The sequence below is a fragment of the Streptomyces sp. 13-12-16 genome (assembly GCF_002114215.1).
Taxonomy (GTDB): Bacteria; Actinomycetota; Actinomycetes; order Streptomycetales; family Streptomycetaceae; genus Streptomyces.
Window position 1 is genome coordinate 1 of the sequence record NZ_NCTE01000422.1, and the last position, 26,054, is coordinate 26,054.

Annotated in this window: 20 protein-coding genes and 1 pseudogene; 11 read left to right on the forward strand and 10 right to left on the reverse strand. The window is 71.0% G+C overall.

Annotated elements, in window-relative coordinates; genetic code table 11:
• The first annotated feature begins 451 nt into the window (after positions 1-451).
• On the forward strand, positions 452-1,381 hold the full coding sequence (locus B7767_RS17295; RefSeq protein ID WP_085572979.1) for a RecB family exonuclease: 930 nt from the start codon (positions 452-454) through the stop codon (positions 1,379-1,381).
• A 14-nt stretch (positions 1,382-1,395) separates the two neighbouring features.
• A complete protein-coding gene (locus B7767_RS17300) occupies positions 1,396-2,067 on the forward strand; it encodes a response regulator transcription factor (RefSeq protein WP_085572980.1) in 672 nt (223 codons plus the stop codon).
• Between the two features lie 71 nt (positions 2,068-2,138).
• Here the strand turns inward: B7767_RS17300 and B7767_RS17305 are convergent, their stop codons facing one another.
• From B7767_RS17305 to metH, 4 genes are all read right to left on the reverse strand, one after another.
• Positions 2,139-3,722, reverse strand: a complete 1,584-nt coding sequence (locus B7767_RS17305) for an ABC transporter substrate-binding protein (protein ID WP_085572981.1) — start codon at positions 3,720-3,722, stop codon at positions 2,139-2,141.
• Between the two features lie 73 nt (positions 3,723-3,795).
• Positions 3,796-5,403, reverse strand: coding sequence for an ABC transporter substrate-binding protein (locus B7767_RS17310; protein ID WP_085572982.1), 1,608 nt, complete (start codon positions 5,401-5,403; stop codon positions 3,796-3,798).
• 445 nt (positions 5,404-5,848) lie between these two features.
• Entirely contained in the window at positions 5,849-6,550 is a 702-nt protein-coding gene (locus B7767_RS17315) for an HAD family phosphatase (protein ID WP_085572983.1), read from the reverse strand.
• 117 nt (positions 6,551-6,667) lie between these two features.
• The gene (metH, locus tag B7767_RS17320; protein ID WP_085572984.1) at positions 6,668-10,180 is read right to left on the reverse strand and encodes a methionine synthase; all 3,513 of its coding nucleotides are present in this window, start codon (positions 10,178-10,180) and stop codon (positions 6,668-6,670) included.
• 299 nt (positions 10,181-10,479) lie between these two features.
• Here metH and B7767_RS17325 point away from each other — a divergent pair, with 299 nt between their 5' ends.
• From B7767_RS17325 to B7767_RS17350, 6 genes are all read left to right on the forward strand, one after another.
• Positions 10,480-11,244 carry an IclR family transcriptional regulator gene (locus tag B7767_RS17325; RefSeq protein WP_085572985.1) on the forward strand — a complete coding sequence of 255 codons (765 nt, stop codon included), beginning with the start codon at positions 10,480-10,482 and terminating at the stop codon, positions 11,242-11,244.
• Between the two features lie 333 nt (positions 11,245-11,577).
• Positions 11,578-12,372 (forward strand): MIP/aquaporin family protein, encoded by a 795-nt coding sequence (locus tag B7767_RS17330; protein ID WP_085572986.1) that lies wholly within the window; start codon positions 11,578-11,580, stop codon positions 12,370-12,372.
• 65 nt (positions 12,373-12,437) lie between these two features.
• Positions 12,438-13,976, forward strand: a complete 1,539-nt coding sequence (gene glpK / locus B7767_RS17335; RefSeq protein ID WP_085572987.1) for a glycerol kinase GlpK — start codon at positions 12,438-12,440, stop codon at positions 13,974-13,976.
• 8 nt (positions 13,977-13,984) lie between these two features.
• Complete coding sequence (locus B7767_RS17340) at positions 13,985-15,601, forward strand: glycerol-3-phosphate dehydrogenase/oxidase (RefSeq protein WP_085572988.1); 1,617 nt, start codon at positions 13,985-13,987, stop codon at positions 15,599-15,601.
• 135 nt (positions 15,602-15,736) lie between these two features.
• On the forward strand, positions 15,737-16,408 hold the full coding sequence (locus B7767_RS17345) for a FadR/GntR family transcriptional regulator (protein ID WP_085572989.1): 672 nt from the start codon (positions 15,737-15,739) through the stop codon (positions 16,406-16,408).
• A 126-nt stretch (positions 16,409-16,534) separates the two neighbouring features.
• Complete coding sequence (locus B7767_RS17350; RefSeq protein ID WP_085572990.1) at positions 16,535-17,557, forward strand: PAC2 family protein; 1,023 nt, start codon at positions 16,535-16,537, stop codon at positions 17,555-17,557.
• Between the two features lie 55 nt (positions 17,558-17,612).
• On the opposite strand, the gene mshC is transcribed toward B7767_RS17350, so the two are convergent.
• The 4 genes from mshC to B7767_RS17370 all read right to left on the reverse strand — a co-directional run bounded on the left by mshC (position 17,613) and on the right by B7767_RS17370 (position 21,197).
• Positions 17,613-18,842, reverse strand: coding sequence for a cysteine--1-D-myo-inosityl 2-amino-2-deoxy-alpha-D-glucopyranoside ligase (gene mshC, locus B7767_RS17355; RefSeq protein ID WP_085572991.1), 1,230 nt, complete (start codon positions 18,840-18,842; stop codon positions 17,613-17,615).
• Positions 18,843-19,033: 191 nt separating this feature from the next.
• Positions 19,034-19,867 carry an SCO1664 family protein gene (locus tag B7767_RS17360; RefSeq protein ID WP_179167179.1) on the reverse strand — a complete coding sequence of 278 codons (834 nt, stop codon included), beginning with the start codon at positions 19,865-19,867 and terminating at the stop codon, positions 19,034-19,036.
• On the reverse strand, positions 19,831-20,421 hold the full coding sequence (locus tag B7767_RS17365) for a DUF3090 domain-containing protein (protein WP_073933622.1): 591 nt from the start codon (positions 20,419-20,421) through the stop codon (positions 19,831-19,833). Before B7767_RS17365 ends, B7767_RS17360 begins: the two co-directional genes overlap by 37 nt.
• 89 nt (positions 20,422-20,510) lie before the next feature.
• A complete protein-coding gene (locus tag B7767_RS17370; protein WP_085572993.1) occupies positions 20,511-21,197 on the reverse strand; it encodes a histidine phosphatase family protein in 687 nt (228 codons plus the stop codon).
• Between the two features lie 62 nt (positions 21,198-21,259).
• Between B7767_RS17370 and corA the strand changes: the two genes are divergently transcribed.
• Positions 21,260-22,255, forward strand: a complete 996-nt coding sequence (gene corA, locus B7767_RS17375; RefSeq protein ID WP_085572997.1) for a magnesium/cobalt transporter CorA — start codon at positions 21,260-21,262, stop codon at positions 22,253-22,255.
• 42 nt (positions 22,256-22,297) lie between these two features.
• Here corA and B7767_RS17380 read toward each other — a convergent pair whose 3' ends face one another.
• On the reverse strand, positions 22,298-23,086 hold the full coding sequence (locus B7767_RS17380; RefSeq protein ID WP_085572994.1) for a ferritin-like domain-containing protein: 789 nt from the start codon (positions 23,084-23,086) through the stop codon (positions 22,298-22,300).
• Between the two features lie 256 nt (positions 23,087-23,342).
• Positions 23,343-24,398 carry an LLM class F420-dependent oxidoreductase gene (locus B7767_RS17385; RefSeq protein WP_085572995.1) on the reverse strand — a complete coding sequence of 352 codons (1,056 nt, stop codon included), beginning with the start codon at positions 24,396-24,398 and terminating at the stop codon, positions 23,343-23,345.
• 314 nt (positions 24,399-24,712) lie between these two features.
• Between B7767_RS17385 and B7767_RS17390 the strand changes: the two genes are divergently transcribed.
• Together B7767_RS17390 and B7767_RS17395 are read left to right on the forward strand one after the other, a co-directional pair.
• Positions 24,713-25,699: an aldo/keto reductase gene (locus tag B7767_RS17390; protein ID WP_085572996.1), complete on the forward strand. Its 987-nt coding sequence runs from the start codon at positions 24,713-24,715 to the stop codon at positions 25,697-25,699.
• Positions 25,696-26,054: pseudogene (locus B7767_RS17395) on the forward strand (DNA helicase RecD); the annotation flags it as partial. The gene B7767_RS17390 and the pseudogene B7767_RS17395, both read left to right, overlap by 4 nt.

Consider the following 26,054-nt stretch of genomic DNA (forward strand, 5'->3'; position numbering starts at 1 on the left):
GGTGCCGGGGCGGCGGTCGGGCTGTTCGTCCGCGGGGCCGCCCGCGGACGCGGAGGGTTCGCCGGACGTGGGGCCCGGGGGGCGCTGGTGTTCGTCGGTGGGGAGGTCCGTGGGCGTGGAGTCCGCGGCCGGGGGCCGGGGGTGCTCGGGCCCGTGGACGGAGGGCTCGGGGGCCGGGGGCCGAGGACCCGTGTGGTCGGGCGACCCGTCGTTGCCGGGTCGCGGCTGTCCGCGCCCGCCGCTTACGTCCACCGGTGTCCCCTCGTTCGCTGCGTCTCCCGCGCCTGCCGGACGGGAGGGTCTTGTGTCGATGGTATGCGGCCTGCGCCGCGCGTTCCGCCCCGGCACCCTGTCTCATTCCCCTCCTTCCCCTTCCCTCCCCGTCGTCACGCACAGGGCCCGCGGCCGTCGGCGTACGCGCTGTCGGTGGCGGGCCGTAAGGTCTGTGGGCATGGAGACGAGCATCGAGGGCGAGGAGCGGGCCGGCGGCGGCCCGGGCACCGGGGGCGTACGAGCGGACACGGCCACCGCCATACCGCCCGCGTCGCTGTCCCCCTCGCGCGCGAGTGACTTCATGCAGTGCCCGCTGCTGTACCGGTTCCGGGTCATCGACCGGCTGCCGGAGAAGCCGAGCGAGGCGGCGACCAGGGGCACGCTGGTGCACGCGGTGCTGGAGCGGCTCTTCGACGCCCCGGCCGCCGAGCGCACCGCGCCCCGGGCGAAGTCGCTGGTCCCGGGTCAGTGGGACCGGCTGCGCGAGACCAGGCCGGAGGTCACGGAGCTGTTCGCCGACGATCCGCAGGGCGAGCGGCTGGCGCGCTGGCTGGCGGAGGCGGAGAGACTGGTCGAACGGTGGTTCTCGCTGGAGGATCCGAGCCGGCTGGAGCCCGCCGAGCGGGAGCTGTTCGTCGAGGCGGAGCTGGACTCCGGGCTGAGACTGCGCGGCATCATCGACCGGGTGGACGTCGCGCCCACCGGCGAGGTGCGGATCGTCGACTACAAGACGGGCAAGGCGCCCCGGCCGGAGTACGCCGAGGGCGCGCTGTTCCAGATGAAGTTCTACGCCCTGGTGGTGTGGCGGCTGAAGAAGGTGATCCCGCGTCGGCTCCAGCTGGTGTACCTCGGCAGCGGTGACGTGGTGACCTACGATCCCGTGCTCGCGGATCTGGAGCGGGTGGAGCGCAAGCTGCTCGCGCTGTGGGACGCGATCCGGCTGGCGACCGAGACGGGTGTCTGGCGCCCGCGTCCCACGAAGCTGTGCGGCTGGTGCGACCACCAGGCGCACTGCCCGGAGTTCGGCGGCACTCCCCCGCCGTACCCCCTGCCGGTGAGGGCGCCCGAGTCCGGCGGGGCCCAACAGGGCAGAATGGGGCCGGACTAGCGAAGGAGACTTACGTGGCCATCCGCGTCCTACTGGTCGACGACCAGCCGCTGCTGCGCACCGGGTTCCGGATGATTCTGGAGGCCGAGCAGGACATCGCGGTCGTCGGCGAGGCCGGAGACGGCCTCCAGGCCCTGGACCAGGTGCGGGCGCTGCAGCCCGATGTGGTGCTGATGGACATCCGCATGCCGCGGATGGACGGGGTGGAGGCGACCCGGCAGATCACCGGGCCCGAGCGGGACGGGCCGGCGAAGGTGCTGGTGCTGACGACGTTCGATCTCGACGAGTACGTGGTGGAGGCGCTGAAGGCGGGGGCCAGCGGCTTCCTGCTGAAGGACGCCCCGGCCAACGAGCTGGTGCAGGCGATCCGTGTGGTGGCCGCCGGGGAGGCGATGCTCGCGCCGAGCATCACGCGCCGGCTGCTGGACAAGTACGCCACGCATCTGCCGTCCGGTGACGAGCCGGTGCCGGACACGCTGCACACGCTGACCGATCGTGAGGTCGAGGTGCTGAAGCTGGTGGCGCGTGGGCTGTCCAACGCGGAGATCGCCGCCGATCTGTTCGTCAGCGAGACCACCGTCAAGACGCACGTCGGTCACGTCCTGACCAAACTGGGTCTGCGCGACCGGGTGCAGGCGGCGGTGTACGCCTACGAGAGCGGGCTGGTGCGCCCCGGCGCGCAGTAGCGCGGCGGTCGCGCCGTACGACGAGGGCGCCCTCCCGTCGGGGAGGGCGCCCTCGTCGTACGGGTACGGCGTCAGGCCTTGCTCAGTTCCCAGAACCGGAACACGGTCGAGGCGTCGAGGCAGTACTCCAGGCCGTACACGCCGTCCCGGACGACCGCGTACTGCTTGGCCTGCCAGAGCGGGAGGACGGGGATGTCCTCGGCGACGACGTCCTGGATCCGGCCGAAGTCCTCGTCGGTGGCGGAGCGGTCGCTCTGGGCGGCCGTGCGCGGGAGGAGCGTCCGGGTGATCGTGCCGGCGTCGTAGTTGTTGTCCAGCACGTTGCCCTCGCCGAAGAAGGGTCCGGTGAAGTTGTCGGCGTCCGGGTAGTCGGGCACCCAGCCCTTGACGTAGACGCCGTACTTGCCGGCCGCGATGTCCTTCTCGTACTGGGCGAAGGGGACCGACTCGACGTCGGCGTCGAACAGTCCGCTGGCGTTGAGCTGTCGGGCGATCGCCTTCAGTTCCTGGTCGGTGGCCGGGCCGTAGCGGGACGGGGTGGACCACAGGGTCAGCTTCACCTTGCCGGTGATGCCCTCCTCCTCCAGCGCGGCGGCGGCCTCGGCCTTGGAGGGGCGGGCTCCGTAGGTGTCGAAGAAGGCGGTGTTGTGGCCGCCGATGCCGGCCGGGACGATCGAGTACAGCGGGCTGGCCGTGCCCTGGTGGATGTCCCGGACGAGGGCGTCACGGTCGATCAGATGGGCGATGGCCCGACGCACGCCGAGCTTTCCGGCGACCGGGTCGTCCATGTTGAAGACCAGGTGCTGGACCTCGGCGCTGCTGCCCTCGACGATCTCGACACCGCCGGTGCCGTCGTCGGCCCGGTCGATGTCGTTGATGGCCTCGGCGGTGAGGCCGCGGTAGGCGATGTCGACCTCGGCGTCCTGTACGGCCTTCTTCAGGGCGTTCTGGTCACCGTGGAAGAACTCCAGGGTCACGCCGGAGTTCTTGGTCTCGGCGCTGCCCTTGTAGTGCTCGTTGACGGAGAAGACGGCGCGGTCGTTGGCGAACGAGTCCAGCCGGTACGGTCCGGAGCCGACCGCCTCCCCGTCCTCGCGCAGTCCGTCGGCGTCGTACTCGCGGTGGTCGACGATGGAACCGGCGCCGGACGCGATCTTGCTGGGGAAGGTGGCGTCGGGTGTGTTGAGTTCGAAGACGACCGTCTTCCGGTCGGGGGTGCTGACCTTCTCCAGTGTGGGGAACATGATCGCGGGCCCGTCGGGGTCGTTGATCTTCAGCATGCGGTCGAAGGAGAACTTCACGTCCTTCGAGGTGAGCGGGTCACCGTTGCTGAACTTCAGTCCCTCCCGCAGCGTGCAGCGGTAGACCTTGGTGCCGGTGTCCGCGAAGCCGCAGCTCTCGGCGGCGTCCGGCCGCGGCTCGGTGGCTCCCTTGGGGAAGCCGAGCAGCGACTGGAAGACGTTGTTGAACAGCAGCCAGGAACCGGGGTCGTAGCCGGAGGCGGGGTCGGTGGACAGGATGTCGTCGGACATCCCCACCACGACGCCGGAGCCGTCGGCCCCCGCGTCGCCGCTCTCGGTGCCACAGCCGGTCAACAGGCCGGAGGCCAGCCCCGCCACGATGGGCAGGACTGGCCACGGGTTACGCAAATTCACGTGCTACGCCTTGTCGTTCTTGCTGCCCGGACCGTGCCACCGGTCCGGGTTCGTGCGGTTTCGTGCGGTTCCGTCACTCGCTGACGCCGCGCCCGAGCTCCCACAGCTGGAGGGTCGAGGAGGAGTTGAGCGCGTAGGCGGTGCCGGTGACGCCGTCGCGGGCGGCGACGTACTGCTTGCCCTGCCACAGCGGGATCACCGGAACGTCCTTGGCGACGATGTTCTGGATCTCCGCGAGGCTGTCGGAGGCGGACAGCCGGTCGGCCTGGCGCCGCGACTCGGGGATCAGCTCATTGATGATCTTGGTGTCGGCGTAGGGCGAGCTGAGGAAGTTGTCCTTGCCCAGGAAGGGGGCGGTGAAGGCGTCGGCGTCCGGGTAGTCGGGGAACCAGCCCATGCCGTAGACGTCGTACTTCTCGTTCTGGGCGGCGGTCTTGAACTTGTTCCAGGTCTCGCTCTTGATGTCGGTCTCGAACAGACCGCTGTCGTTGAGCTGCTTGCTCAGCTGCTCGAACTCCGTCTTGGCGGCGGGACCGTAGTGGTCGTGCGTGTAGTGCAGCGTCAGCTTCACCGGGGTGCTGACGCCGGCCTCCTCCAGCAGGTCGCGGGCCTTGTCCACGCTCGGGTCGCCGTACTTGTTGAAGAACGCGTTGGTGTGGCCGGTGACGCCGGCGGGGACCAGCGAGAACAGCGGCTCGGCCTGGGAGCCGTAGACGTTGCCGACCAGCTCGCCGCGGTTGATGACCTGGGCCATCGCCTGGCGGACGGCCTTGTCCTTCACGGTGGGGGCCTCGGTGTTGAACGCCAGGTACCGGATCTCCAGACCGGGCGACTCGACCAGCTCGATCTCGTCGTCGGTGGCGTTGCCGAGCTCCTGGATCTGCTGCGGCGACATGGTGCGGGTCGCCATGTCGATGTCACCCTTCTTCAACGCCTCGCCCATGGCGTCGGCACTGTCGTAGGAGACCATCTCGACCTTGTCGTTGTTCACCTCCAGCGCACCCTTGTAGGAGGGGTTCTTGGTGAAGGTGGCACTGACCATCGTGCCGTCCTCGACCTTGCCCTCCATGGTGTACGGGCCGGAGCCGTCGATCTCGAAGCCCTCGCGCAGCTTGCCCTTGTCGTAGTCGTCCGGGTTGACGATGCCCGCGACCGGGGTGGACAGCTTGTACGGGAAGGTGGCGTCGGCGCTGTTGAGGTGGAAGATCACCTCTCGGTCGCCCTGCGTCTCGACGGTGTCGATGGTGGACAGCAGCGCGAACACACCGCTGTCGCCCTTGATGGAGAGGGCGCGCTCGATGGAGAACTTCACGTCCTCCGCGGTGACCGCGTCGCCGTTCGAGAACTTCAGACCGTCACGCAGGGTGCAGCTGTAGCGCTCGTTGCCGGCGTCGGTGAATCCGCACGACTCGGCGGCCTCGGGTACCGGCTCGCCGTCGCCCCGGGGCTGGACCATCAGGGTCTGGACGGTCTGCCGCAGGATGTTCCAGGTACCGACGTCGTAGGCCCAGGCCGGGTCGAGGGGCGCGGGGCCGTCCTCCTTGGATGCGGTGAACCGGTCCGTGGTGCCCACGAGGATCGCGTCGCCGTCTCCGCTCCCGCCCTCGCTGTCGCCACAGGCGGCGAGCACCGGCGCGAGCAGGCCCATCGCTGCCGCCAGCACCAAAGTCTTGCGGTTCATGCTCGAGTTTCTCCAGGACTGTCGACTCCGTGTATCCGGCATACGGGGGTTGTCGCAGCGGAACACGGGGATGGGGGCGAGGTTCTCGCGATGACATTAGTCCGCGCCCGCAGGAGGGTTCGCAGCCGCCGGAGTTGAGGGCACATCACGCAGTGAGACCGGGTGTGAACGCACCGGTAAAGGCGACCGGGGAATGATTGGTGCAGCTTCTCATGAATCAGGACACAAAGGCGCACCGGTGACCTCCGAAATGGTGCGGAAGGCACAGGAGGACATCGTTGTCGACCCCCCTTCATGTGGCGAACCTCACATGTGAAAACGGGCTCGACGACACCGGAATTCGGCCATCGGCAAGCGGGTCGAATTCTTTCGGGCGCGTACGTCCGGGCCCGGGAAGCCGAGTGGCGGGAATTCCGGCGGTAACACCACTGCGCTGGGTGAACGCCTAGCGCATTTCCGTCATCAGGCCGTGCAGGAATGTCAGGTCCACGACTTCCAGGGAGGGTACGACCGTCCGCCGGACGGCCGGGACGATCGGACCCACCGAGGGCACCGCGACGACCTGGCAGCCCGCCGCCTCGGCGGCGGCGACACCGGTCACGGTGTCCTCGACGACGGCGCACCGCACGGGGTCCACACCGAGCCCGGCGGCGGCCGCGAGGTACGGGTCGGGGTGCGGCTTGGTGCGCGGGACCTCGTCGCCGGCGACCGACAGCGCGAAGTGCTGCGGGCCCAGCGTCTTCAGCACCCGGTCGATGATGCGCCGGTGGGAGGCGGAGACGAGCGCCGTGGGGATCTCGTACTCGGAGAGCTCGGCGAGCAGCCGCGCGGCGCCCGGCATCAGCGGCAGGGCGTGGTCGATGCGCTCCTCGAAGCCGTCGTTGAGCAGCACCGTCAGCTCGGGCAGGCCGATGTCGGCGCCGGTGGCCTCGATGAGGAACCCCGCGCTGCGGGTCATGGGGCCGCCGACCACGACATGGCGCCAGGAGTCGTCGAGGGTGTGGCCGAGGGAGGCGAAGACCTCGACCTCGACGTCCCACCAGAAGCCCTCGGTGTCCACCAGGGTGCCGTCCATGTCGAGGAGGACGGCCTGCAGGGCCGAACCCTCGGCCGTCTGGGTTCCGAGCGCGGGGACCGTACTGGTCATCCGCGTACCTCCTTCACAGGGACGACCAGGCCGGTTCCCACGGGGGGAACCGGCCTGCGGTGGACCGACCAGTGTACGTCGTGCGCGCTCGGAACGCCCGGTGCGGCTCCTGGCGCCTCAGCGGGCGTTGAAGTACTTGGCCTCCGGGTGGTGGATGACGATGGCGTCCGTGGACTGCTCGGGGTGCAGCTGGAACTCCTCGGACAGGTGCACGCCGATGCGCTCGGGTTCGAGCAGGGCGGCGATCTTGGCGCGGTCCTCCAGGTCGGGGCAGGCGCCGTAGCCGAGGGAGAAGCGGGCGCCCCGGTACTTCAGGGCGAACATGTCCTCCATCGCGTCCGGGTCCTCGCCCGCGAAGCCGAGTTCGGAGCGCACGCGCGCGTGCCAGTACTCGGCGAGGGCCTCCGCCAGCTGCACGGAGAGCCCGTGCAGCTCCAGGTAGTCGCGGTAGGCGTTGGCCTCGAACATCCGGGCGGTCTCCTCGCCGATCCTCGAGCCGACCGTGACCACCTGGAGGCCGACCACGTCGGTCTCGCCGGACTCCTCCGGGCGGAAGAAGTCCGCCAGGCACAGCCGGCGGCCGCGGCGCTGGCGCGGGAAGGTGAAGCGGGTGCGCTCGTTGCCCTGCTCGTCCAGGATGATCAGGTCGTCGTCCTTGGAGACGCACGGGAAGTAGCCGTAGACCACGGCCGCCTCCAGCAGGTTCTCCGTCTGGAGGCGGTCGAGCAGTCCGCGCAGCCTGGGCCGGCCCTCGGTCTCGGCCAGCTCCTCGTAGGTCGGCCCGTCGCCGGTGCGGGCCTGCTTCAGGCCCCACTGGCCCTTGAACAGGGCACCCTCGTCGAGCCAGCTCGCGTACTCCTTGAGCTGGATGCCCTTGACGACGCGGGTGCCCCGGAAGGGCGGGGTGGGGACCGGGTTGTCGGTGGCGACGTCGGAGCGGACGTGCCCCTCCTCGGGCCGCTCCTCGATCTCCACGGTGGCCGCGCGGACCCGGCGCTGCTTCAGCTCGGGGAGCTTGGCGCCGGGCACGCCGCGCTTGATGCCGATGAGGGCGTCCATCAGGCGCAGGCCCTCGAAGGCGTCGCGGGCGTAGCGGACCTCGCCCTGGTAGATCTCGTGCAGGTCCTGCTCGACGTAGGCGCGGGTGAGGGCGGCGCCGCCGAGGATCACCGGGTAGTCGGTGGCCAGGCCGCGCTGGTTGAGCTCCTCCAGGTTCTCCTTCATGATCACCGTGGACTTCACCAGCAGCCCGGACATGCCGATGACGTCGGCCTTGTGCTCGTCGGCGGCGTCCAGGATCGCGGAGACCGGCTGCTTGATGCCCAGGTTGACGACGTTGTAGCCGTTGTTCGACAGGATGATGTCGACCAGGTTCTTGCCGATGTCGTGCACGTCGCCGCGCACGGTGGCCAGCACGATGGTGCCCTTGCCGGCCTCGTCGGTCTTCTCCATGTGCGGCTCGAGGTGCGCGACGGCGTTCTTCATCACCTCGGCGGACTGGAGCACGAACGGCAGCTGCATCTGGCCGGAACCGAACAGCTCGCCGACCACCTTCATGCCGTCCAGGAGGGTGTCGTTGACGATGTCGAGCGCGGGCCGCTCCCGGAGGGCCTCGTCCAGGTCGGCCTCGAGCCCGTTGCGCTCGCCGTCGATGATGCGGCGCTTGAGGCGCTCCTCCAGGGGCAGCGCGGCCAGTTCCTCGGCCTTGCCGGCCTTGAGGGACTTGGCGGTGGCGCCCTCGAAGAGCGCCATCAGCTTCTGGAGCGGGTCGTAGCCCTCGCGGCGCCGGTCGTAGATGAGGTCGAGGGCCGTGGTGACCTCTTCCTCGCTGAAGCGCGCGATGGGCAGGATCTTCGACGCGTGGACGATCGCCGAGTCCAGGCCGGCCTTGACGCACTCGTCGAGGAAGACCGAGTTCAGCAGGATGCGGGCGGCCGGGTTGAGGCCGAAGGAGATGTTCGACAGGCCCAGCGTGGTCTGCACCTTGGGGTGGCGCTTCTTCAGCTCGCGGATGCCCTCGATGGTGGCCAGGCCGTCCTTGCGGGACTCCTCCTGGCCGGTGCAGATGGTGAAGGTCAGGCAGTCGACGAGGATGTCCTCCTCGCGGATGCCCCAGTTGCCGGTCAGGTCGTCGATCAGCCGCTCGGCGATCTCGACCTTCTTCTCGGCGGTACGGGCCTGGCCCACCTCGTCGATGGTGAGCGCGATCAGCGCGGCGCCGTGCTCCTGGGCCAGCCGGGTGACGCGGGCGAACCGGGAGTCGGGTCCCGCCCCGTCCTCGTAGTTCACCGAGTTGATCACCGCGCGGCCGCCGAGCTTCTCCAGTCCGGCCCGGATGACGTCGACCTCGGTGGAGTCCAGGACGATCGGCAGGGTGGAGGCGGTGGCGAAGCGTCCGGCCAGTTCCTCCATGTCGGCGACGCCGTCGCGGCCCACGTAGTCCACGCACAGGTCCAGCATGTGCGCGCCCTCGCGGATCTGCTCGCGGGCCATCTCCACGCAGTTGTCCCAGCGGCCCTCGAGCATCGCCTCGCGGAACTTCTTCGATCCGTTGGCGTTCGTCCGCTCACCGATCGCCAGGTAGGAGGTGTCCTGGCGGAAGGGGACGGTCTGGTAGAGGGAGGCCGCGCCGGGCTCCGGGCGCGGGTCGCGCTCCGCCGGGGCGAGGCCGTGCACGCGCTCCACGAGCTGCCGCAGGTGCTCGGGCGTGGTGCCGCAGCAGCCGCCCACCAGGGACAGGCCGTAGTCGCGTACGAAGTTCTCCTGGGCGTCCGCCAGCTCCCCCGGGGAGAGCGGGTAGCGGGCGCCGTCCTTGGTGAGTTCCGGCAGGCCGGCGTTGGGCATGCAGGACAGCCGGGCGCGGGAGTGGCGGGCCAGGTGGCGCAGGTGCTCGCTCATCTCGGCCGGGCCGGTGGCGCAGTTCAGGCCGATCATGTCGATGCCCAGCGGTTCCAGCGCGGTGAGCGCGGCGCCGATCTCGGAGCCGAGCAGCATGGTGCCGGTGGTCTCGACCGTGACCGACACGATCAGCGGGACCTCGAACCCGGCGGTCTCCATCGCTCGGCGGGCGGCGATCACGGAGGCCTTGGTCTGCAGCAGGTCCTGGGTCGTCTCCACCAGCAGCGCGTCCGCGCCGCCCGCGAGCAGGCCCTCGGCGTTCTGCTGGTAGGCGTCCCGGATGGCGGCGAAGGTGGTGTGGCCGAGGGTGGGCAGCTTGGTGCCGGGTCCCATCGAGCCCAGCACCCAGCGGGTGCGGCCGTCCCGCGCGGCGTACTCGTCGGCCGTCTCGCGGGCGATGCGGGCGCCCGCCTCGGACAGCTCGGCGACGCGCTCCGGGATGTCGTACTCGCCCAGGGCGGTGAGGTTGGCGCCGAAGGTGTTCGTCTCGACGCAGTCGACCCCGGCGTCGAAGTACTCGGAGTGGACCGAACGGACGATGTCCGGCCGCGTCAGGTTCAGGATCTCGTTGCAGCCCTCGAGGTTCTGGAAGTCCTCGAGCGTGGGGTCCTGGGCCTGGAGCATGGTGCCCATGGCTCCGTCGGCGACCACCACCCGGGTGGCGAGCGCCTCGCGGAGGGCGGACACACGGGTCCGGCTGTCGGCGGAAGGGGTCTGCGGCAACGAGGCCATGAAAGGGGCTCCCTCTGGGTGCGACGGCTGTCGGCTTTGCGGCTGCCCGGGACCCCCTCACGGAGCGTCCCCGGCTGGGCGCACCACGCCAGGGTATCCGGGACCGCTCCCTGATGTTCAGGGCGTCCAGGGGGCGGACGATGATGGCCGACAACCGACGCCCGGAGTACGAGTGGCGGAACCGATCACGCCCGACCATTGGCGGGAGGTCGGCATCGACCGGTAGTGTTCGACAATGCCGAACAGCGGCAGCGGCGCGTCGCAGGTGGACGGCCGAAGGGGACGGAGGCAGTACGGCGATGGCACGGAACATCCAGTCGCTCGAACGGGCGGCGGCGATGCTGCGCCTGCTGGCGGGCGGCGAGCGGCGGCTCGGCCTGTCGGACATCGCCTCGTCGCTGGGCCTCGCCAAGGGCACCGCCCACGGCATCCTGCGCACCCTCCAGCAGGAGGGGTTCGTCGAGCAGGACGACGCCTCCGGGCGCTACCAGCTGGGCGCCGAGCTGCTGCGCCTGGGCACCACCTATCTCGACGTGCACGAGCTGCGGGCGCGCGCCCTGGTGTGGACGGACGACCTGGCCCGCTCCAGCGGCGAGAGCGTCTACCTCGGCGTGCTGCACCAGCAGGGCGTGCTGATCGTGCACCACGTCTTCCGGCCGGACGACAGCCGGCAGGTCCTGGAGATAGGGGCCATGCAGCCGCTGCACTCCACGGCCCTGGGGAAGGTGCTGTCGGCCTACGACCCGGTGGCCCACAGCGAGGCCCTGGAGGCCGACCGCAAGGCCTTCACCGACCGCACGGTGTGCGACCCGGACGACTTCGAACGCATCCTCGACCTCACCCGCGCGCGCGGCTACGCGGCGGACGTGGAGGAGACCTGGGAGGGCGTCGCCGCCGTCGCCGCCCCCATCCACGACCGGCGGCGCATGCCGGTGGGCGCGGTGGGCATCACGGGGGCGGTGGAACGGCTGCGCCGGGACGGCGAGCTGCGGCCCGAGCTGATCGCGGCGGTACGGGACTGCGCCCGCGCGGTGTCGCGGGACCTGGGCGCCGGGCGGTTCTGAGCGGTACACACGGGAGGCCGGGACGCCGTACGGCGTCCCGGCCTCCGTCATGTCCCGGGGCGGACAGACCGGGTGCGAGTCGGCGCAACCGCCGCGAAGATCGACAACTCGGGGCGCTCCATAACGATCGCGTTTTCGACAACCAAACTCTTGACGCCCGCGAGGCGCCGGGAAAGACTCCCGTCCATCGGTCGGCATTGTCGAACACCTACCGGCAATACGAGTTAGAGTGTGACAACGCCAAGGGCCGGCATCGCTCTCACCCCTGAGGGCGCCAATCCCCGGTGGGACCCGGGGGTCGGCTTCCCTGGACGAAGGACAAAGGAGTCGCGGGTGTCCAGCTCCGACATCTTCATCGGCGAGACCATCGGTACCGCCATACTCATCCTGCTCGGCGGCGGCGTCTGCGCCGCCGTGACGCTGAAGGCCTCCAAGGCCCGTAACGCCGGCTGGCTCGCCATCGCCTTCGGGTGGGGCTTCGCCGTCATGACGGCGGTCTACATCTCCGGACCGCTCTCCGGCGCCCACCTCAACCCGGCCGTCACCGTGGCGCTCGCCCTCAAGGACGGCGAGTGGAGCAACGTTCCGGTCTACTTCGCCGGAGAGTTCCTCGGCGCGATGATCGGCGCGACTCTGGTCTGGGTGGCCTACTACGGCCAGTTCCTGGCCCACCTCACCGACAAGGAGATCGTCGGCGGTCCGGGAGCGCAGGCCACCTCCGCCAAGGCGGTCGAGGCGCAGGAGAAGGGAGCGGGCCCGGTGCTCGGCGTCTTCTCCACCGGTCCGGAGATCCGGCACACGGTGCAGAACCTCGCCACGGAGATCGTCGGCACCTTCGTGCTGCTGCTCGCCATCCTCACCCAGGGCCTGAACGACGCGGGCAACGGCCTGGGCGTGCTGGGCGGTCTGATCACGGCGCTCGTCGTCGTCTCGATCGGTCTGTCGCTGGGCGGCCCGACCGGTTACGCCATCAACCCGGCCCGTGACCTCGGCCCGCGCGTCGTGCACGCCCTGCTGCCGCTGCCGAACAAGGGTGGTTCCGACTGGTCCTACGCCTGGATTCCGGTGGTCGGTCCGCTGATCGGCGGTGCCCTCGCGGCCGGCCTCTACAACGTCGCCTTCGCGTAGGCCCCGGCATCTTGCAACAGCGCCGTACGTACTGCCCCGTAACCAAGGAACTCCAGGAGCACACAGTGACCGACGCCCACACCGCCGGCCCGTTCATCGCCGCCATCGACCAGGGCACCACCTCCTCCCGCTGCATCGTCTTCGACCGCGACGGGCGCATCGTCTCCGTCGACCAGAAGGAGCACGAGCAGATCTTCCCCAAGCCCGGCTGGGTCGAGCACGACGCCACCGAGATCTGGACCAACGTCCAGGAGGTCGTCGCCGGGGCCGTCGAGAAGGCCGGCATCACCCGCGACGACATCAAGGCCATCGGCATCACCAACCAGCGCGAGACCACCGTGCTGTGGGACAGGAACACCGGTGAGCCCGTCCACAACGCCATCGTCTGGCAGGACACCCGCACCGACGCCCTCTGCCGCGAGCTCGGCCGCAACGTCGGCCAGGACCGCTTCCGCCGCGAGACCGGCCTGCCCCTGGCCTCCTACTTCGCCGGCCCCAAGGCCCGCTGGCTGCTCGACAACGTCGACGGCCTCAAGGAGCGCGCCGAGGCGGGCGACATCCTCTTCGGCACCATGGACACCTGGGTCATCTGGAACCTGACCGGCGGCGTCGACGGCGGCCACCACGTCACCGACGTCACCAACGCCTCCCGCACGCTGCTGATGAACCTGCACACCATGCAGTGGGACGAGAGGATCGCCGAGTCCATCGGCGTCCCGCTGGCGATGCTGCCCGAGATCCGCTCCTCCGCCGAGGTCTACGGCGAGATCACGGGCGGCAGGCTGGGCGAGCTGCTCGGCGGCATCCCGGTCGCCTCCGCGCTGGGTGACCAGCAGGCGGCCCTGTTCGGCCAGACCTGTTTCGCCGAGGGCGAGACCAAGTCGACGTACGGCACCGGCACCTTCATGGTGATGAACACCGGCGACAAGATCATCAACTCCTACAGCGGCCTGCTGACCACGGTCGGCTACCGGATCGGCGACCAGAAGCCGGTCTACGCCCTGGAGGGCTCGATCGCCGTCACCGGTTCGCTGGTGCAGTGGATGCGCGACCAGATGGGCCTGATCTCCACCGCCGCCGAGATCGAGACCCTCGCCCTGACCGTCGAGGACAACGGCGGCGCCTACTTCGTACCGGCCTTCTCCGGCCTGTTCGCCCCGTACTGGCGCTCCGACGCCCGCGGTGTGATCGCCGGCCTGACCCGGTACGTCACCAAGGCGCACCTCGCGCGCGCCGTGCTGGAGGCCACCGCCTGGCAGACGCGGGAGATCGCGGACGCCATGACGAAGGACTCCGGCGTGGAGCTGGCCGCCCTCAAGGTCGACGGCGGCATGACCTCCAACAACCTGCTGATGCAGACGCTCTCGGACTTCCTGGACGCCCCCGTGGTGCGTCCGATGGTCGCCGAGACCACCTGCCTCGGCGCCGCCTACGCCGCCGGCCTCGCCGTCGGCTTCTGGAACAGCACCGACGACCTGCGCGCCAACTGGCGGCGGGCCGCCGAGTGGACCCCCCGCATGGACGCGGAAACCCGCGACCGTGAGTACAAGAGCTGGCTCAAGGCCGTCGAGCGGACCATGGGCTGGCTCGAGGACGAGGAGTAAGAACCGCCATGACCACCCAGTCCACCCTGCAGTCCGTGCCTGCCCTGGGGACGCACCCGGCGTCCGGCTCGAACCCGAGCCGTGCCGAGACCCGGGAGCAGCTCTCCAAGGCGTCGTACGACCTCCTCGTGATCGGCGGCGGCATCCTGGGCATCTCCACCGCCTGGCACGCCGCGCAGTCCGGCCTCAGGGTGGCCCTGGTGGACGCCGGTGACTTCGCCGGCGCCACCTCCTCCGCCTCCTCCAAGCTGCTCCACGGCGGTCTGCGCTACCTGCAGACCGGCGCGGTGAAGCTGGTGGCGGAGAACCACTTCGAGCGCCGTGCGGTCTCCCGCCAGGTGGCCCCCCACCTGGCGAACCCGCTCACGTTCTACCTCCCCGTGTACAAGGGCGGGCCGCACGGCGCGGCGAAGCTCGGCGCCGGTGTCTTCGCGTACTCGGCGCTGTCCGCCTTCGGCGACGGCGTCGGGCACCTGCTCTCACCGGCCAAGGCCGCGCAGGACGTGCCGGAGCTGCGCACCGACAACCTCAAGGCCGTGGCCGTGTACGGCGACGACCAGATGAACGACGCGCGCATGGCGCTGATGACGGTCCGCGCGGCGGCCGAGTCCGGCGCGGTCGTCCTCAACCACGCCGAGGTGACGGGCCTGCGCTTCACCCGGGGCCGGGTCACCGGCGCCGAGCTGCGCGACCGGCTCTCCGGCGACGAGTTCGGGGTGAACGCCCGGCTCGTGCTCAACGCGACCGGCCCGTGGGTCGACCACCTGCGCCGCATGGAGGACCCGGACGCCGCGCCGTCCATCCGGCTGTCGAAGGGCGCGCACCTGGTCCTGAAGCGGACCTCGCCGTGGAAGGCCGCACTGGCCACGCCGATCGACAAGTACCGGATCACCTTCGCCCTCCCCTGGGAGGACATGCTGCTGCTCGGCACCACCGACGAGGAGTTCGAGGGGGACCCGGCGGACGTCGCGGTCACCGAGAAGGACACCGCGCAGATACTCGACGAGGCCGCGTTCTCCATCCGCGACCAGCAGCTCGACCGGGACCTGATCACGTACGCCTTCGCCGGTCTGCGGGTGCTGCCGGGCGGCCCCGGGGACACGGCCAAGGCCAAGCGGGAGACCGTCGTCACCGAGGGCCGGGGCGGGATGCTGTCCGTCGCGGGCGGCAAGTGGACCACCTTCCGCCACATCGGCCGCACGGTGATGCGCAAGCTCCAGGAGCTGCCCGGCCACCCGCTGGGCGACGACTTCGAGCCGGTCGCCTCGCTGCCGAAGAAGCTGCCGCTGCCGGGCGTGGCCAACCCCCGCGCGGTGGCCCACCGGCTGCTGGTCGACGGCCCGGCGCCCGGCCCGCGCATGGCGGCGGACACCGCCAGGCACCTGGCCACCCACTACGGTTCGCTGGCCTTCGACATCGCCCGCCTGGCCAACGAGGACCCGGCGCTCGCCCGGCGCGTCCACCCGGACGCCCCGGAGATCTGGGCGCAGGTCGTCTGGGCCCGGGACCACGAGTGGGCCGAGACGGCGGACGACGTGCTGCGCCGCCGTACGACGCTGACGATCCGGGGCCTGGCCACGGACGAGGTCCGCGCCGATGTGCAGGAGATCCTCGACAAGAAGTGACCCGCCCTCCCCCGGCTCCCCCGCGCGGGAGCCGGCCCACGGGCCGGGGGGCGGCTCCGCGCCGACGGAGCCGCCCCCCGGCCCGTACATAATGGGCTGGATACATCGGAGGTCTGGTCCGCAGGGAGGCGCGGTATGGCAGTGACCGACGAGGCGATCGAGAAGATCAAGGGAATGATCGTCTCGGGTGCGCTGCGTCCCGGCGCCCGGCTGCCCAAGGAGAGCGAGCTGGCCGCCGAGCTGGGGCTGTCCCGCAACTCGCTGCGCGAGGCGGTGCGCGCGCTGTCGCTGATCCGCATCCTGGACGTACGGCAGGGCGACGGCACCTACGTCACCAGTCTCGACCCGCAACTCCTGCTGGAGGCGCTGAGTTTCGTCGTCGACTTCCATCGCGACGACACGGTGCTGGAGTTCCTCGCCGTACGCCGCATCCTGGAGCCGGCCGCGACGGCGCTCGCGGCCACCAGGATCGACGAGGAGCAACTGGACGCGCTGTCGGAGCAGTTGGACAGGCTCGGCGACGAGCCGTCGGTGGAGGACCTGGTCGCCGCCGACCTGGAGTTCCACCGGGGCATCGTGCGCGGCTGCGGCAACTCCGTGCTGTGCTCCCTGCTCGACGGTCTGTCCGGTCCCACCACCCGGGCCCGGATCTGGCGCGGGCTCACCCAGAAGGACTCGGTCGGCCGCACCCTGCACGAGCACCGGGCCATCCTCGCCGCCCTGCGGGACCGGGACGCGGAGGCGGCGCGGTCCTGGGCGACGGTGCACATCGCGAGCGTGGAGCAGTGGCTGCGGTCCACGCTGTGAGGGGTGTTTACCGGCGCCCCACGGGGCAGTGATGGGGTCACCCCCCTTGTGAGGGGGCTGCGGGCGCCCCGTGGGCACGCCGTAAGGTTGGGGCGTACGCGAGGGCACGTCGGAAGGAGGCGCTGGGTGATCGAGCTCGAGGGGGTTCCCGAGCTGATCGACCCGGTCATGGTGGCCGCGTTCGAGGGCTGGAACGATGCCGGTGACGCCGCCTCCACCGCGGTCGCGCATCTGGACAGGGAGTGGAAGGGCGAGGTGTTCGCGGCGCTGGACGCCGAGGACTACTACGACTTCCAGGTGAACCGCCCCACGGTGTTCATGGACGGCGGGATCCGCAAGATCACCTGGCCGACGACGCGGTTGTCGGTGGTCCGGGTCGGCGGCGAGAAGCCGCGCGACCTGGTGCTGGTCCGCGGCATCGAACCGTCCATGCGGTGGCGTTCGTTCTGCAACGAGATCCTCGGCTTCGCGCACGAACTCGGCGTGGAGCTGGTGGTCGTGCTGGGCGCGCTGCTCGGTGACACCCCGCACACCCGGCCGGTCCCGGTCAGCGGGACCACGTCCGACCCGGACCTGGCCCGCCGCATGGATCTGGAGGAGACCAAGTACGAGGGTCCCACGGGCATCGTCGGCATCCTCCAGGAGGCGTGCACGCACGCGGGCGTGCCCGCGGTGTCGCTGTGGGCGGCGGTCCCGCACTACGTGTCGCAGCCGCCCAACCCGAAGGCCACGCTGGCCCTCCTGAACCGTCTGGAGGACCTGATCGACGTGCGGATCCCACTGGGCGAGCTGCCCGAGGACGCGCGCGCCTGGCAGGTGGGTGTGGACCAACTGGCCGCGGAGGACAGCGAGGTGGCCGAGTACGTCCAGACGCTGGAGGAGGCCCGGGACACCGCCGAGCTGCCGGAGGCGTCGGGCGAGGCGATCGCCCGCGAGTTCGAGCGCTATCTGCGGCGCCGTGACGGGGCGTCGGGTCCGCCCGGCGGGCATGCCACGGCCGACGGTTCGGACGGTCCGTCGTACCGGCGGGAGGGCCCGGGCGGACGCAACCGTCCGCCGAGGCCGCCGAAGCCGGGGACGGACTCCGATCCGGATTCGGACTCGGGTCCGGGTTCGGACTCGGGTGGCGACGAGTCGTCGGAGGACTGAGCGAAGGAAGGGGCGCCCCGTTGTGAACGGGGCGCCCCTTCGTCGTCGCGTCCGGTTACAGCGCCACGCCGAGCAGCGCGTCCACCGCGCGGGAGACGACGCCGGGGGCGCCGGTGTCCGTGCCGCCGCTCTCCTCCTGGAGGACGGTCCAGCGGTCGACGGCGGCCAGCGCGGCCGGGGCGTCCAGATCGTTGGCCAGCGCCTCGCGGATCTCCTCGACCAGCGCCTCGGCGGGCGGGCCGTCGGGGCGGGAGACCGCGGCACGCCAGTGGCCGAGGCGGGTCACGGCGTCCTGGAGGACCTGGTCGGTCCACTCCCAGTCGGCGCGGTAGTGGTGGGCGAGCAGCGCCAGCCGGATCGCCGCCGGGTCCACGCCGTCGCGCCGCAACCGGGACACGAAGACCAGGTTGCCCTTGGACTTGGACATCTTCTCGCCGTGCAGGGCGACCATGCCGGCGTGGACGTACGCCTTGGCCATGGGGAACTCGCCGGTGAGCGCCTGGGCGTGCGAAGCGCCCATCTCGTGGTGCGGGAAGACCAGGTCGGAGCCGCCGCCCTGGACGTCGAAGCCCATGCCGAGGTGGTCGAGGGCGATGGCCACGCACTCGATGTGCCAGCCGGGGCGGCCCCGGCCGAGGGAGCCGCCGTCCCAGCTCGGCTCGCCCTCGCGGGCGGCCATCCAGAGCATGGGGTCGACGGGGTTCTTCTTGCCCGGGCGGTCCGGGTCGCCGCCGCGTTCGGCGGACAGCAGCCGCATGGCGGCGGCGTCGAGGTTCGAGACCTGGCCGAAGTGCGGGTCGGACTCGACGGAGAAGTAGACGTCGCCGTCGATCTCGTAGGTCGCGCCGAGGTCACGCAGCCGTTCGACGAGGGGGACGATGCCGGGTATCGCCTCCACGGCGCCTATGTACTGGCGCGGTGGCAGCATCCGCAGGGCCGTCATGTCCTCGCGGAACAGCGCGGTCTCGCGCTCGGCGAGCTCGGCCCAGTCGAGGCCGTCCCGGTCGGCCCGCTCCAGCAGCGGGTCGTCGACGTCGGTGACGTTCTGGACGTAGTGAACCTGCCGCTTGGTGTCGAGCCACACGCGCTGCACGAGGTCGAACGCGTTGTAGGTCGCCGCGTGTCCGATGTGGGTGGCGTCGTAGGGGGTGATGCCGCAGACGTAGATACGGGCGACGGGACCGGGGGCGGAGGTGATCAGGCCCCCGGTCGCGGTGTCGTGGATCCTCAGGTCGCGGCCCTGACCGGGCAGGGCGGGGACCTCGGAAGCGGGCCAGGCATGCATGTCATGAGCCTAACCGGACCGCGGTTCGGAAAACGAACGGGAGCAGGCCGGATGACCGGGAAGGCACTCTTGCGCCGCGGCGTCCGGCGTGCTGCCGGTCTTGTTCCGGACGGGCCGCCGTCCCGCTCAGACCGGGGGCCAGGAGGTGCTCGGCCGGGCGCCGCCCGGTTCCGGACGGGCCGTCGTCCCGCTCAGACCGGGGGCCAGGGGATGGCCGGCCAGTCGCCGCCCGGTTGTGGGTGGGTGCCGGTGGTGAGGAGGGTCTCGACCCGCGCGCGGGTGGCGTCGATCTCCGCGCGGGTGATGAGGGGGGTCAGGGCGGTGGTGAGGGGGCCGGTGTCGGTGAGGGCCGTTCTGAGGCCCTCGAGGACGTCCAGCGCCTCCGCGGTCAGGGGCTCCCCCGCCCAGCCCCACAGCAGGGTGCGGAGCTTGTCCTCGACGTTGAAGGTGACCCCGTGGTCGATGCCGTACAGCAGGCCCTCGGCGGTGGGCAGCAGGTGCCCGCCCTTGCGGTCGGCGTTGTTGATCACCGCGTCGAGCACGGCGAGCCGCCGCAGCCGCTCGTCGTCGGCGTGCACGAGCAGCGCGGTGCGGCCCTCGCCGACCTCGGCGAAGCCGATCGCCTTCCAGCCCGGCTCCGGTTCCTCGCCGTCGACCAGGGCGAGGAGTTCCGCGCCGGGCGCCGTCTCGATCCACAGCTGGCACATGCCCTCGCCGTAGGGGCCGTCGCGGAGCACGGTGGGCGGGACGAGGCCCCAGCCGGTCGCCTCGGAGACCGCGTAGGCGGCGACCTCCCGCCCGGCGAGCGTGCCGTCGGGGAAGTCCCACAGGGGCCGCTCCCCGGTGACCGGCTTGTAGACGCAGGCGGCCTCGCGCCCCTCGTGGGTGACGGTGCAGTACAGCGCCGCGTTCGACGCCTCACGGATGCGCCCGCGCACGGTCAGCTCACCCTCGGCGAGCAGCACGGCGGCGGCCGGGTCGGCGGCCGTCACGCTCCGCGGCGGTATCCGTTCTGGCGCGGACATACGTGTCCTTCCGGGTCGAGCGGGAGGCTGCACAGCGGGCACGGCGGCCGCCCGGCGTTGACGACGTCGAGGGCGCGCTTGGCGAAGGCCCGGGCCTGCGCGCCGGTGAGCCGGACGCGGAGCATCGGAGGCCCGTTCTCCTCGTCCTGGAGCAGCCGCTCCTCGGCCTCGGCGAGGTCCTCCTCGGAGTCGGCGTCCAGTTCGACGAGCGCCTGCGCCTCGACGATCATGCGCTGCTCCTCGCCGTCCCAGGCGAGCGCCATGGTGCCGACGCGGAACTCCTCCTCCACGGGGGTGTCCAGCGGGGCGCTGTCGGTGGTCTCGGCCGGCGTCATCGCGGGCACCGCGGCGCTGCCGCCGCTCCGGCGCACGACCTCGTCGAGCAGTTCGTCCATCCGCTCGGCGAGCGCCGCGACCTGGGTCTTCTCCAGAGCCACGCTGGTCACCCGGGAGCCGGCGGAGGCCTGGAGGAAGAACGTACGGCGCCCTGGTAGTCCGACCGTGCCGGCCACGAAACGTTCCGGTTGGTCGTAGAGGAACACCTGACGGGACACGTCCTGTCTCCATTGAGAGTTGTGGGTACGGGCGGCTGTGTGAACGGGGACGCACTACTGCGACCGCTTCACCCTACTGCGCCCGACGATCACGGTGCGCCCGCTCCGCCCCCGACCGTGGCGTCACCGGCCGGCGGTTCCTCGCGCGGCGCCAGGGACGCGAAGTCGCCGGTGTCGCCGAGGCGGACGAGGAAGGGGCGCAACCGTGTGTAACGGACCGCGGTGATGGAACACGGTTCAACGGCAATCCGCTGGAAGAGGTCGAGATGAAGTCCGAGTGCGTCCGCGACGAGAGACTTGATGATGTCGCCGTGCGAGCACATGAGGTACACGGCGTCGGCGCCGTGATCGCGCTCCACGCGCGCGTTCCACTCGCGCACCGCCTCGGCGGCGCGCGTCTGCATCGCGCGCATGGACTCCCCGCCGGGGAAGGCCGCCGCCGACGGGTGCGCCTGCACCACCTCCATCAGGGGCTCGTCCTTGAGCTCGACGAGCTTGCGGCCCGACCAGTCGCCGTAGTGGCACTCGCCGATGCGGTCGTCGGTGTGCGGGGTGATGTCGGGGCGCTCCTCCAGCAGCGGCCGGATCGTCTCCCGGCAGCGCTGGAGCGGGCTGGTGACGATCTCGGCCAGCGGCAGCTCGGCGAGCCGTCCGGGCAGTGCGGCGGCCTGGGCGGCGCCGCGGTCGTCGAGGGCGACACCGGGCGTCCACCCGGCGAGCAGTCCCTCGGTGTTGGCGGTGGAACGTCCGTGCCGGACCAGGAGCAACGTGGGCATGCGGCCCAGGGTAGGCGTACGCGCGGGTGTGGTGTCCGTCGAGAGAGAGGAGAGTGTGCTTCGTGATCGTCGACTGTGCCATCTACCGGGAGGGGCACCGGTCGGAGGGGCCCCAGGACTTCTCCGACGCGCTGGACGAGGCGCGGTCGGCCGGGGGGTTCGTCTGGATCGGGCTGCACGAACCGACGGCCGACGAGTTCGACCTGGTCACGCAGGAGTTCGGTCTGCATCCGCTGGCGGTCGAGGATGCCCTCAAGGCCCATCAGCGGCCCAAGCTGGAGGTGTACGACGACTCGCTCTTCGTGGTGCTGAAACCGGTCGTGTACGAGCCGCGGAGCGACACGGTCTCCTCCGGCGAGCTCATGATCTTCCTCGGTGATTCCTTCGCGGTGACCGTACGGCACGGCGAGGGCGCGCCGCTCAAAGCCGTACGGCGACGGCTGGAGCGGGAGCCCGAGCTGCTGGGCGAGGGGCCCACGTCGGTGCTGTACGCGATCGCCGACGCCGTCGTCGACCACTACCTGGACGTGGCGACCGAGCTGCAGACCGACCTGGAGGAGCTGGAGGCGGAGGTCTTCACCCCCGACGGCGGGGGGTCGCGGCACACCGCCTCCCGGATCTACAACTTCAAGCGGCAGATCCTGGAGTTCCGCCGCGCGACCGGTCCGCTGGCGCTGCCGATGACGCGACTGGCGGGGGTGGGATCGTACGGGGCGGGGGTGCCGTTCGTGGAGGACAGGGCGCGGCCCTTCTTCCGTGACGTGCACGACCACCTCACCCGGGTGAACGAGTCCGTGGAGGGGCTGGACCGGCTGGTCTCGGACATCCTCTCGGCACACCTGGCGCAGATGAGCGTGCGGCAGAACGACGACATGCGGAAGATCTCCGCGTGGGCGGCCATGGCCGCGATCCCCACGATGCTCGCGGGGATCTACGGGATGAACTTCGAGCACATGCCGGAGCTTCGGTGGGAGTGGTCGTATCCGGTGGTGATCGTGGTGATGGTGGCGCTGGAGGTGCTGTTGTTCCGCCTGTTCAAGCGGCGGGGGTGGATGTGAAGGGCTGTGTCGGGGCTTGTGTGGCCGGTGGCCTGTGACCGGTCACGCGAATTCCGGTTCCGGGGTCGCGGGGCCGCCGAGCGCGTTGCGGCGGTCGGGCGTCCTGAGGGAGACCATGCGGCGCCAGCCGCCCAGGCGTTCGTACGCGTACACCGCGTGGATGCCTGCCGCGAGGACCGCCGCCTTGGGCCCGGGCCAGCCGAGGATGCGGCCCATGTGGGCCATCACCGCCAGGCTGACGTCCCGGTAGACGCGGATCTCCGCGAGCGCGCACGCGCGCAGGGTGCGCTGGATCGCGCGGCCGTGTCCGGCGTATGCCAAGCGCAGCAGTTCCTCGTGGCAGTAGGCGAGGTGGTTGTCCTCGTCGTTGGAGATCATCCTGACCGCGCGGCCGAGGTCGGGGTGGTCGGCGAAGTGCTTGCGGAGCAGGTCCATCTGCTCGGAGGCGCGTTGTTCGGTGACCCTGCTGTGGGCGAGGTAGGTGACGATGTCAGGCACCGTGAGCGGTTCGTCGCGCTTCAGCCGGCCGTGGGCCAGACCGATGCCCTTGTTCTCGAGGAGCATCGTGTAGTCGGTCTCCGGGGGGACCGGGACGGGTTTCAGGCCGCGCTTCCTCATCAGGGCGTTGAAGATGCGGCCGTGCTTGTCCTCGTCGGCACCGTGCCGGGTGATCTTGGGGGCGAGTTCGCGCTGGGCCTCGGGGACCAGCGCGGCGATCCGGGCGTTCTCCCAGCCGCCCTGGGACTCGCCGCTCGCGGCGATGGAGCAGAACAGGGCGAAGGACTCGTCGTTGTCGAGGATCTCCTGGAACAGACTCTTGGCCGAAAGCATGGTGGGCCACCTCTCCGCGGGTTCTCGCGGTTCCGCGGTCCCGAAGTTCCGCGGTCCCGAAGTTCCGAAGTTCCGAAGTTCCGCAAAGAAAGAGTCAAGTGCGTGGGGGCGGAGGCGGCAACAGGGGTGCCGGACAACTCCGCCAAAAGGAGTACGGGGCGGGGGGCGCGGGGCGTAACCGGGTGGGCCGGCGGGCGTTGGTGTGGGTGACGGCCGTGGCGGGGGGACCCCCGAGCCCCCACCACGGCCGTGAGGACTACGCGAGGCCCGCGCGTTCCAGGGCCTCGGTGCCGGCGCGGAGCGATGCCAGGCGCTCGTCGAGCGTGAAGCCGGCCGGGGCGAGGGTGAGGGTGGTGACCCCGGCGGCGGCGTACGCCTTCATCCGGTCGGCGATGCGGTCGACGGAGCCGAGGAGGGTCGTCCGGTCGATCAGGTCGTGGGGGACGGCTGCCGCCGCGCCCTGCTTGTCGCCGGACAGGTACCTGTCCTGGATCTCGGCGGCCTCCTGCTCGTAGCCCATGCGCCGGGCGAGCTGGTTGTAGAAGTTCTGCTTGCGGCTGCCCATGCCGCCGACGTACAGCGCGGTGTAGGGGCGGAAGGTGTCGGCGAGGGTGGTGACGTCCTTGTCGTCGCCCACGGCGAGGGGGACGGTGGGGCAGATGTCGAAGCCGTCGAGGGTCTTGCCGGCCTTCTCACGGCCCGCGCGGAGGTGCTTGACGGCGGTGTCCTCGAGGTGGTCGGCGGAGGGGAAGATCAGCAGGGCGCCGTCGGCGATCTCGCCGGTCTGTTCGAGGTTCTTCGGGCCGATGGCGGCGATGTAGAGGGGGATGTGCTCGCGCTGGGGGTGCACGGTGAGCTTGATGGGCTTGCCGGGGCCGCCGGGGAGGGGGAGGGTCCAGTGCTCGCCGTCGTGGGTGAGGCGTTCGCGGCTCATGGCCTTGCGGACGATCTCGACGTACTCGCGGGTGCGGGCGAGGGGCTTGTCGAACTTGACGCCGTACCAGCCCTCGGAGACCTGGGGGCCGGAGACGCCGAGGCCGAGGCGGAAACGGCCCTGGGAGAGGGAGTCCAGGGTGGCGGCCGTCATCGCGGTCATCGCGGGCTGGCGGGCGGGGATCTGGAAGATGGCCGAGCCGACGTCGATGCGGTGGGTCTGGGCGGCGACCCAGGTGAGTACGGTGGCGGCGTCGGAGCCGTAGGCCTCCGCGGCCCAGCAGACGGTGTATCCGAGGCGGTCCGCCTCCTGGGCCACGGCGAGGTTGTCCGCGTCCATTCCGGCACCCCAGTAGCCGAGGTTGATCCCTAGCTGCATGGCGGCTTTCCCCTTACCGATGAGTAACGTCGTTTGTGCGGAGACCATATACCTCCGGTGGGGCTGGGGCAGCGCCTGCGGTGCGGCTTTCGGTCCGGCGGGCGGGACGCCTGCGGTGCGGATTTCGCTCCGGTGGGGCGGCGCGGGTGGGTGCGACGGCACCCCGCAAGCGCCGGACCGCGCGAACACCCCCGGTCCGCACCAACGCCGGGGCGCCCGTCCAGCGCCAGGCCTCGTACAAACGTCCTGCGGCTCGGAAATCCGTTGTCCACAGGCCCCCACACCAAACGCTCCGGCCAGTAATCTCGGCATCCATGGAGCAGAGGCATCTCGGCCGTACCGGCCTGCGTGTGTCCCGGATCGGGCTCGGGACTCTGACCTGGGGTCGGGACACCGACGAGCACGACGCCGCGGACCTCTTGAAGACCTTCTGGGAAGCCGGCGGGACCCTCGTCGACACCGCCGACGTGTACGGCGACGGAGAGTCCGAGTACCTGCTCGGCAAGCTGATGGAGGGACTCGTACCCCGCCGGGACCTCGTCATCTCGACGAAGGCCGGGAGCGTAGCCGACCCGGACCGCCGGTTCGACGGCTCGCGCGGCCATCTGCTCTCCGCCCTGGACGCCTCGCTCGCCCGCCTCGGCACCGACTACGTCGACGTGTGGCACGTCCACGCCTACGACCCCGCCACCCCGCTGGACGAGACACTGGAGGCGCTCGACATCGCCGTCGGCAGCGGGCGCGTGCGCTACGCCGGTGTCTCCAACTTCTGCGGCTGGCAGCTGGCCAAGGCGGCGACCTGGCAGCTCGCCGCGCCGGGCGCGCGGACCCGGCTGGCGAGCACGCAGATGGAGTACTCGCTGCTCCAGCGGGGCGTGGAGCGCGAGGTCCTTCCCGCCGCGCTCGATCTGGGCATCGGGCTGTTGCCGTCCTCTCCGCTCGGCCGGGGCGTGCTCACCGGCAAGTACCGCAACGACGCCGCACCGGTGGACTCCCGGGGTGCCTCGGAGCATCTCGCCCCGTTCGTCGCGCCGTATCTCGACGACACGGCGAGCCGCATCGTGGACGCCGTGACCACGGCGGCGGACGGGCTCGCCGTGACCGCGTTGGAGGTGGCCCTCGCATGGGTCCGTGACCGTCCCGGTGTGGCCGCCCCCATCGTCGGCGCGCGCACCGCGCAGCAGCTCACGGCGGCATTGTCAGTGGAGGCGCTTAGTCTTCCTGACGAGATCTGCCGGGCGCTCGACGACGTGTCGGCGCCCGTGCACCGCTATCCCGATCACGACTGGAGCACGCTGTGAGCACGGAGCCGCCCGAGACCGCGGAGGACGCCGAGGAGCCGGGGACGCCCGCCGAGGGTGCGCAGGTGTCCGAGGGTGCGCAGATGTCCGAGGCGGAGGCGGAGCTGGCCGCGCAGCGCGTGGAGCGGGAGCGGATCGAGCGGCGGAAGGCGGAGCGGGAGGCCCCGATCGAGGCCGGCCGCAAGCTGAGCGGCACGGCCGCGGACCTGCTGGCCGCCGTGCGGGCCGTGGAGAGCGGTGAGAAGCCGGCCGCCACCGTGTTCGAGGAGGCCGGGACGGCGCCGCGGCGGCCCGCTCCCGAACCCGTGCGGCGGGCACCGGAGGCGGCCCCCGGCCCGGTGGTTCCGGCCGCCGG

What these genes read in the sequence shown, in the direction of transcription:
- B7767_RS17295 (WP_085572979.1), top strand. Translation starts at nt 452, where the DNA reads ATGGAGACGAGCATCGAGGGCGAGGAGCGGGCCGGCGGCGGCCCGGGC.
- B7767_RS17310 (WP_085572982.1), bottom strand. Translation starts at nt 5,403, where the DNA reads ATGAACCGCAAGACTTTGGTGCTGGCGGCAGCGATGGGCCTGCTCGCG.
- B7767_RS17315 (WP_085572983.1), bottom strand. Translation starts at nt 6,550, where the DNA reads ATGACCAGTACGGTCCCCGCGCTCGGAACCCAGACGGCCGAGGGTTCG.
- metH (WP_085572984.1), bottom strand. Translation starts at nt 10,180, where the DNA reads ATGGCCTCGTTGCCGCAGACCCCTTCCGCCGACAGCCGGACCCGTGTG.
- B7767_RS17325 (WP_085572985.1), top strand. Translation starts at nt 10,480, where the DNA reads ATGGCACGGAACATCCAGTCGCTCGAACGGGCGGCGGCGATGCTGCGC.
- B7767_RS17340 (WP_085572988.1), top strand. Translation starts at nt 13,985, where the DNA reads ATGACCACCCAGTCCACCCTGCAGTCCGTGCCTGCCCTGGGGACGCAC.
- B7767_RS17345 (WP_085572989.1), top strand. Translation starts at nt 15,737, where the DNA reads ATGGCAGTGACCGACGAGGCGATCGAGAAGATCAAGGGAATGATCGTC.
- mshC (WP_085572991.1), bottom strand. Translation starts at nt 18,842, where the DNA reads ATGCATGCCTGGCCCGCTTCCGAGGTCCCCGCCCTGCCCGGTCAGGGC.
- B7767_RS17360 (WP_179167179.1), bottom strand. Translation starts at nt 19,867, where the DNA reads ATGTCCGCGCCAGAACGGATACCGCCGCGGAGCGTGACGGCCGCCGAC.
- B7767_RS17370 (WP_085572993.1), bottom strand. Translation starts at nt 21,197, where the DNA reads ATGCCCACGTTGCTCCTGGTCCGGCACGGACGTTCCACCGCCAACACC.
- B7767_RS17380 (WP_085572994.1), bottom strand. Translation starts at nt 23,086, where the DNA reads ATGCTTTCGGCCAAGAGTCTGTTCCAGGAGATCCTCGACAACGACGAG.
- B7767_RS17385 (WP_085572995.1), bottom strand. Translation starts at nt 24,398, where the DNA reads ATGCAGCTAGGGATCAACCTCGGCTACTGGGGTGCCGGAATGGACGCG.
- B7767_RS17390 (WP_085572996.1), top strand. Translation starts at nt 24,713, where the DNA reads ATGGAGCAGAGGCATCTCGGCCGTACCGGCCTGCGTGTGTCCCGGATC.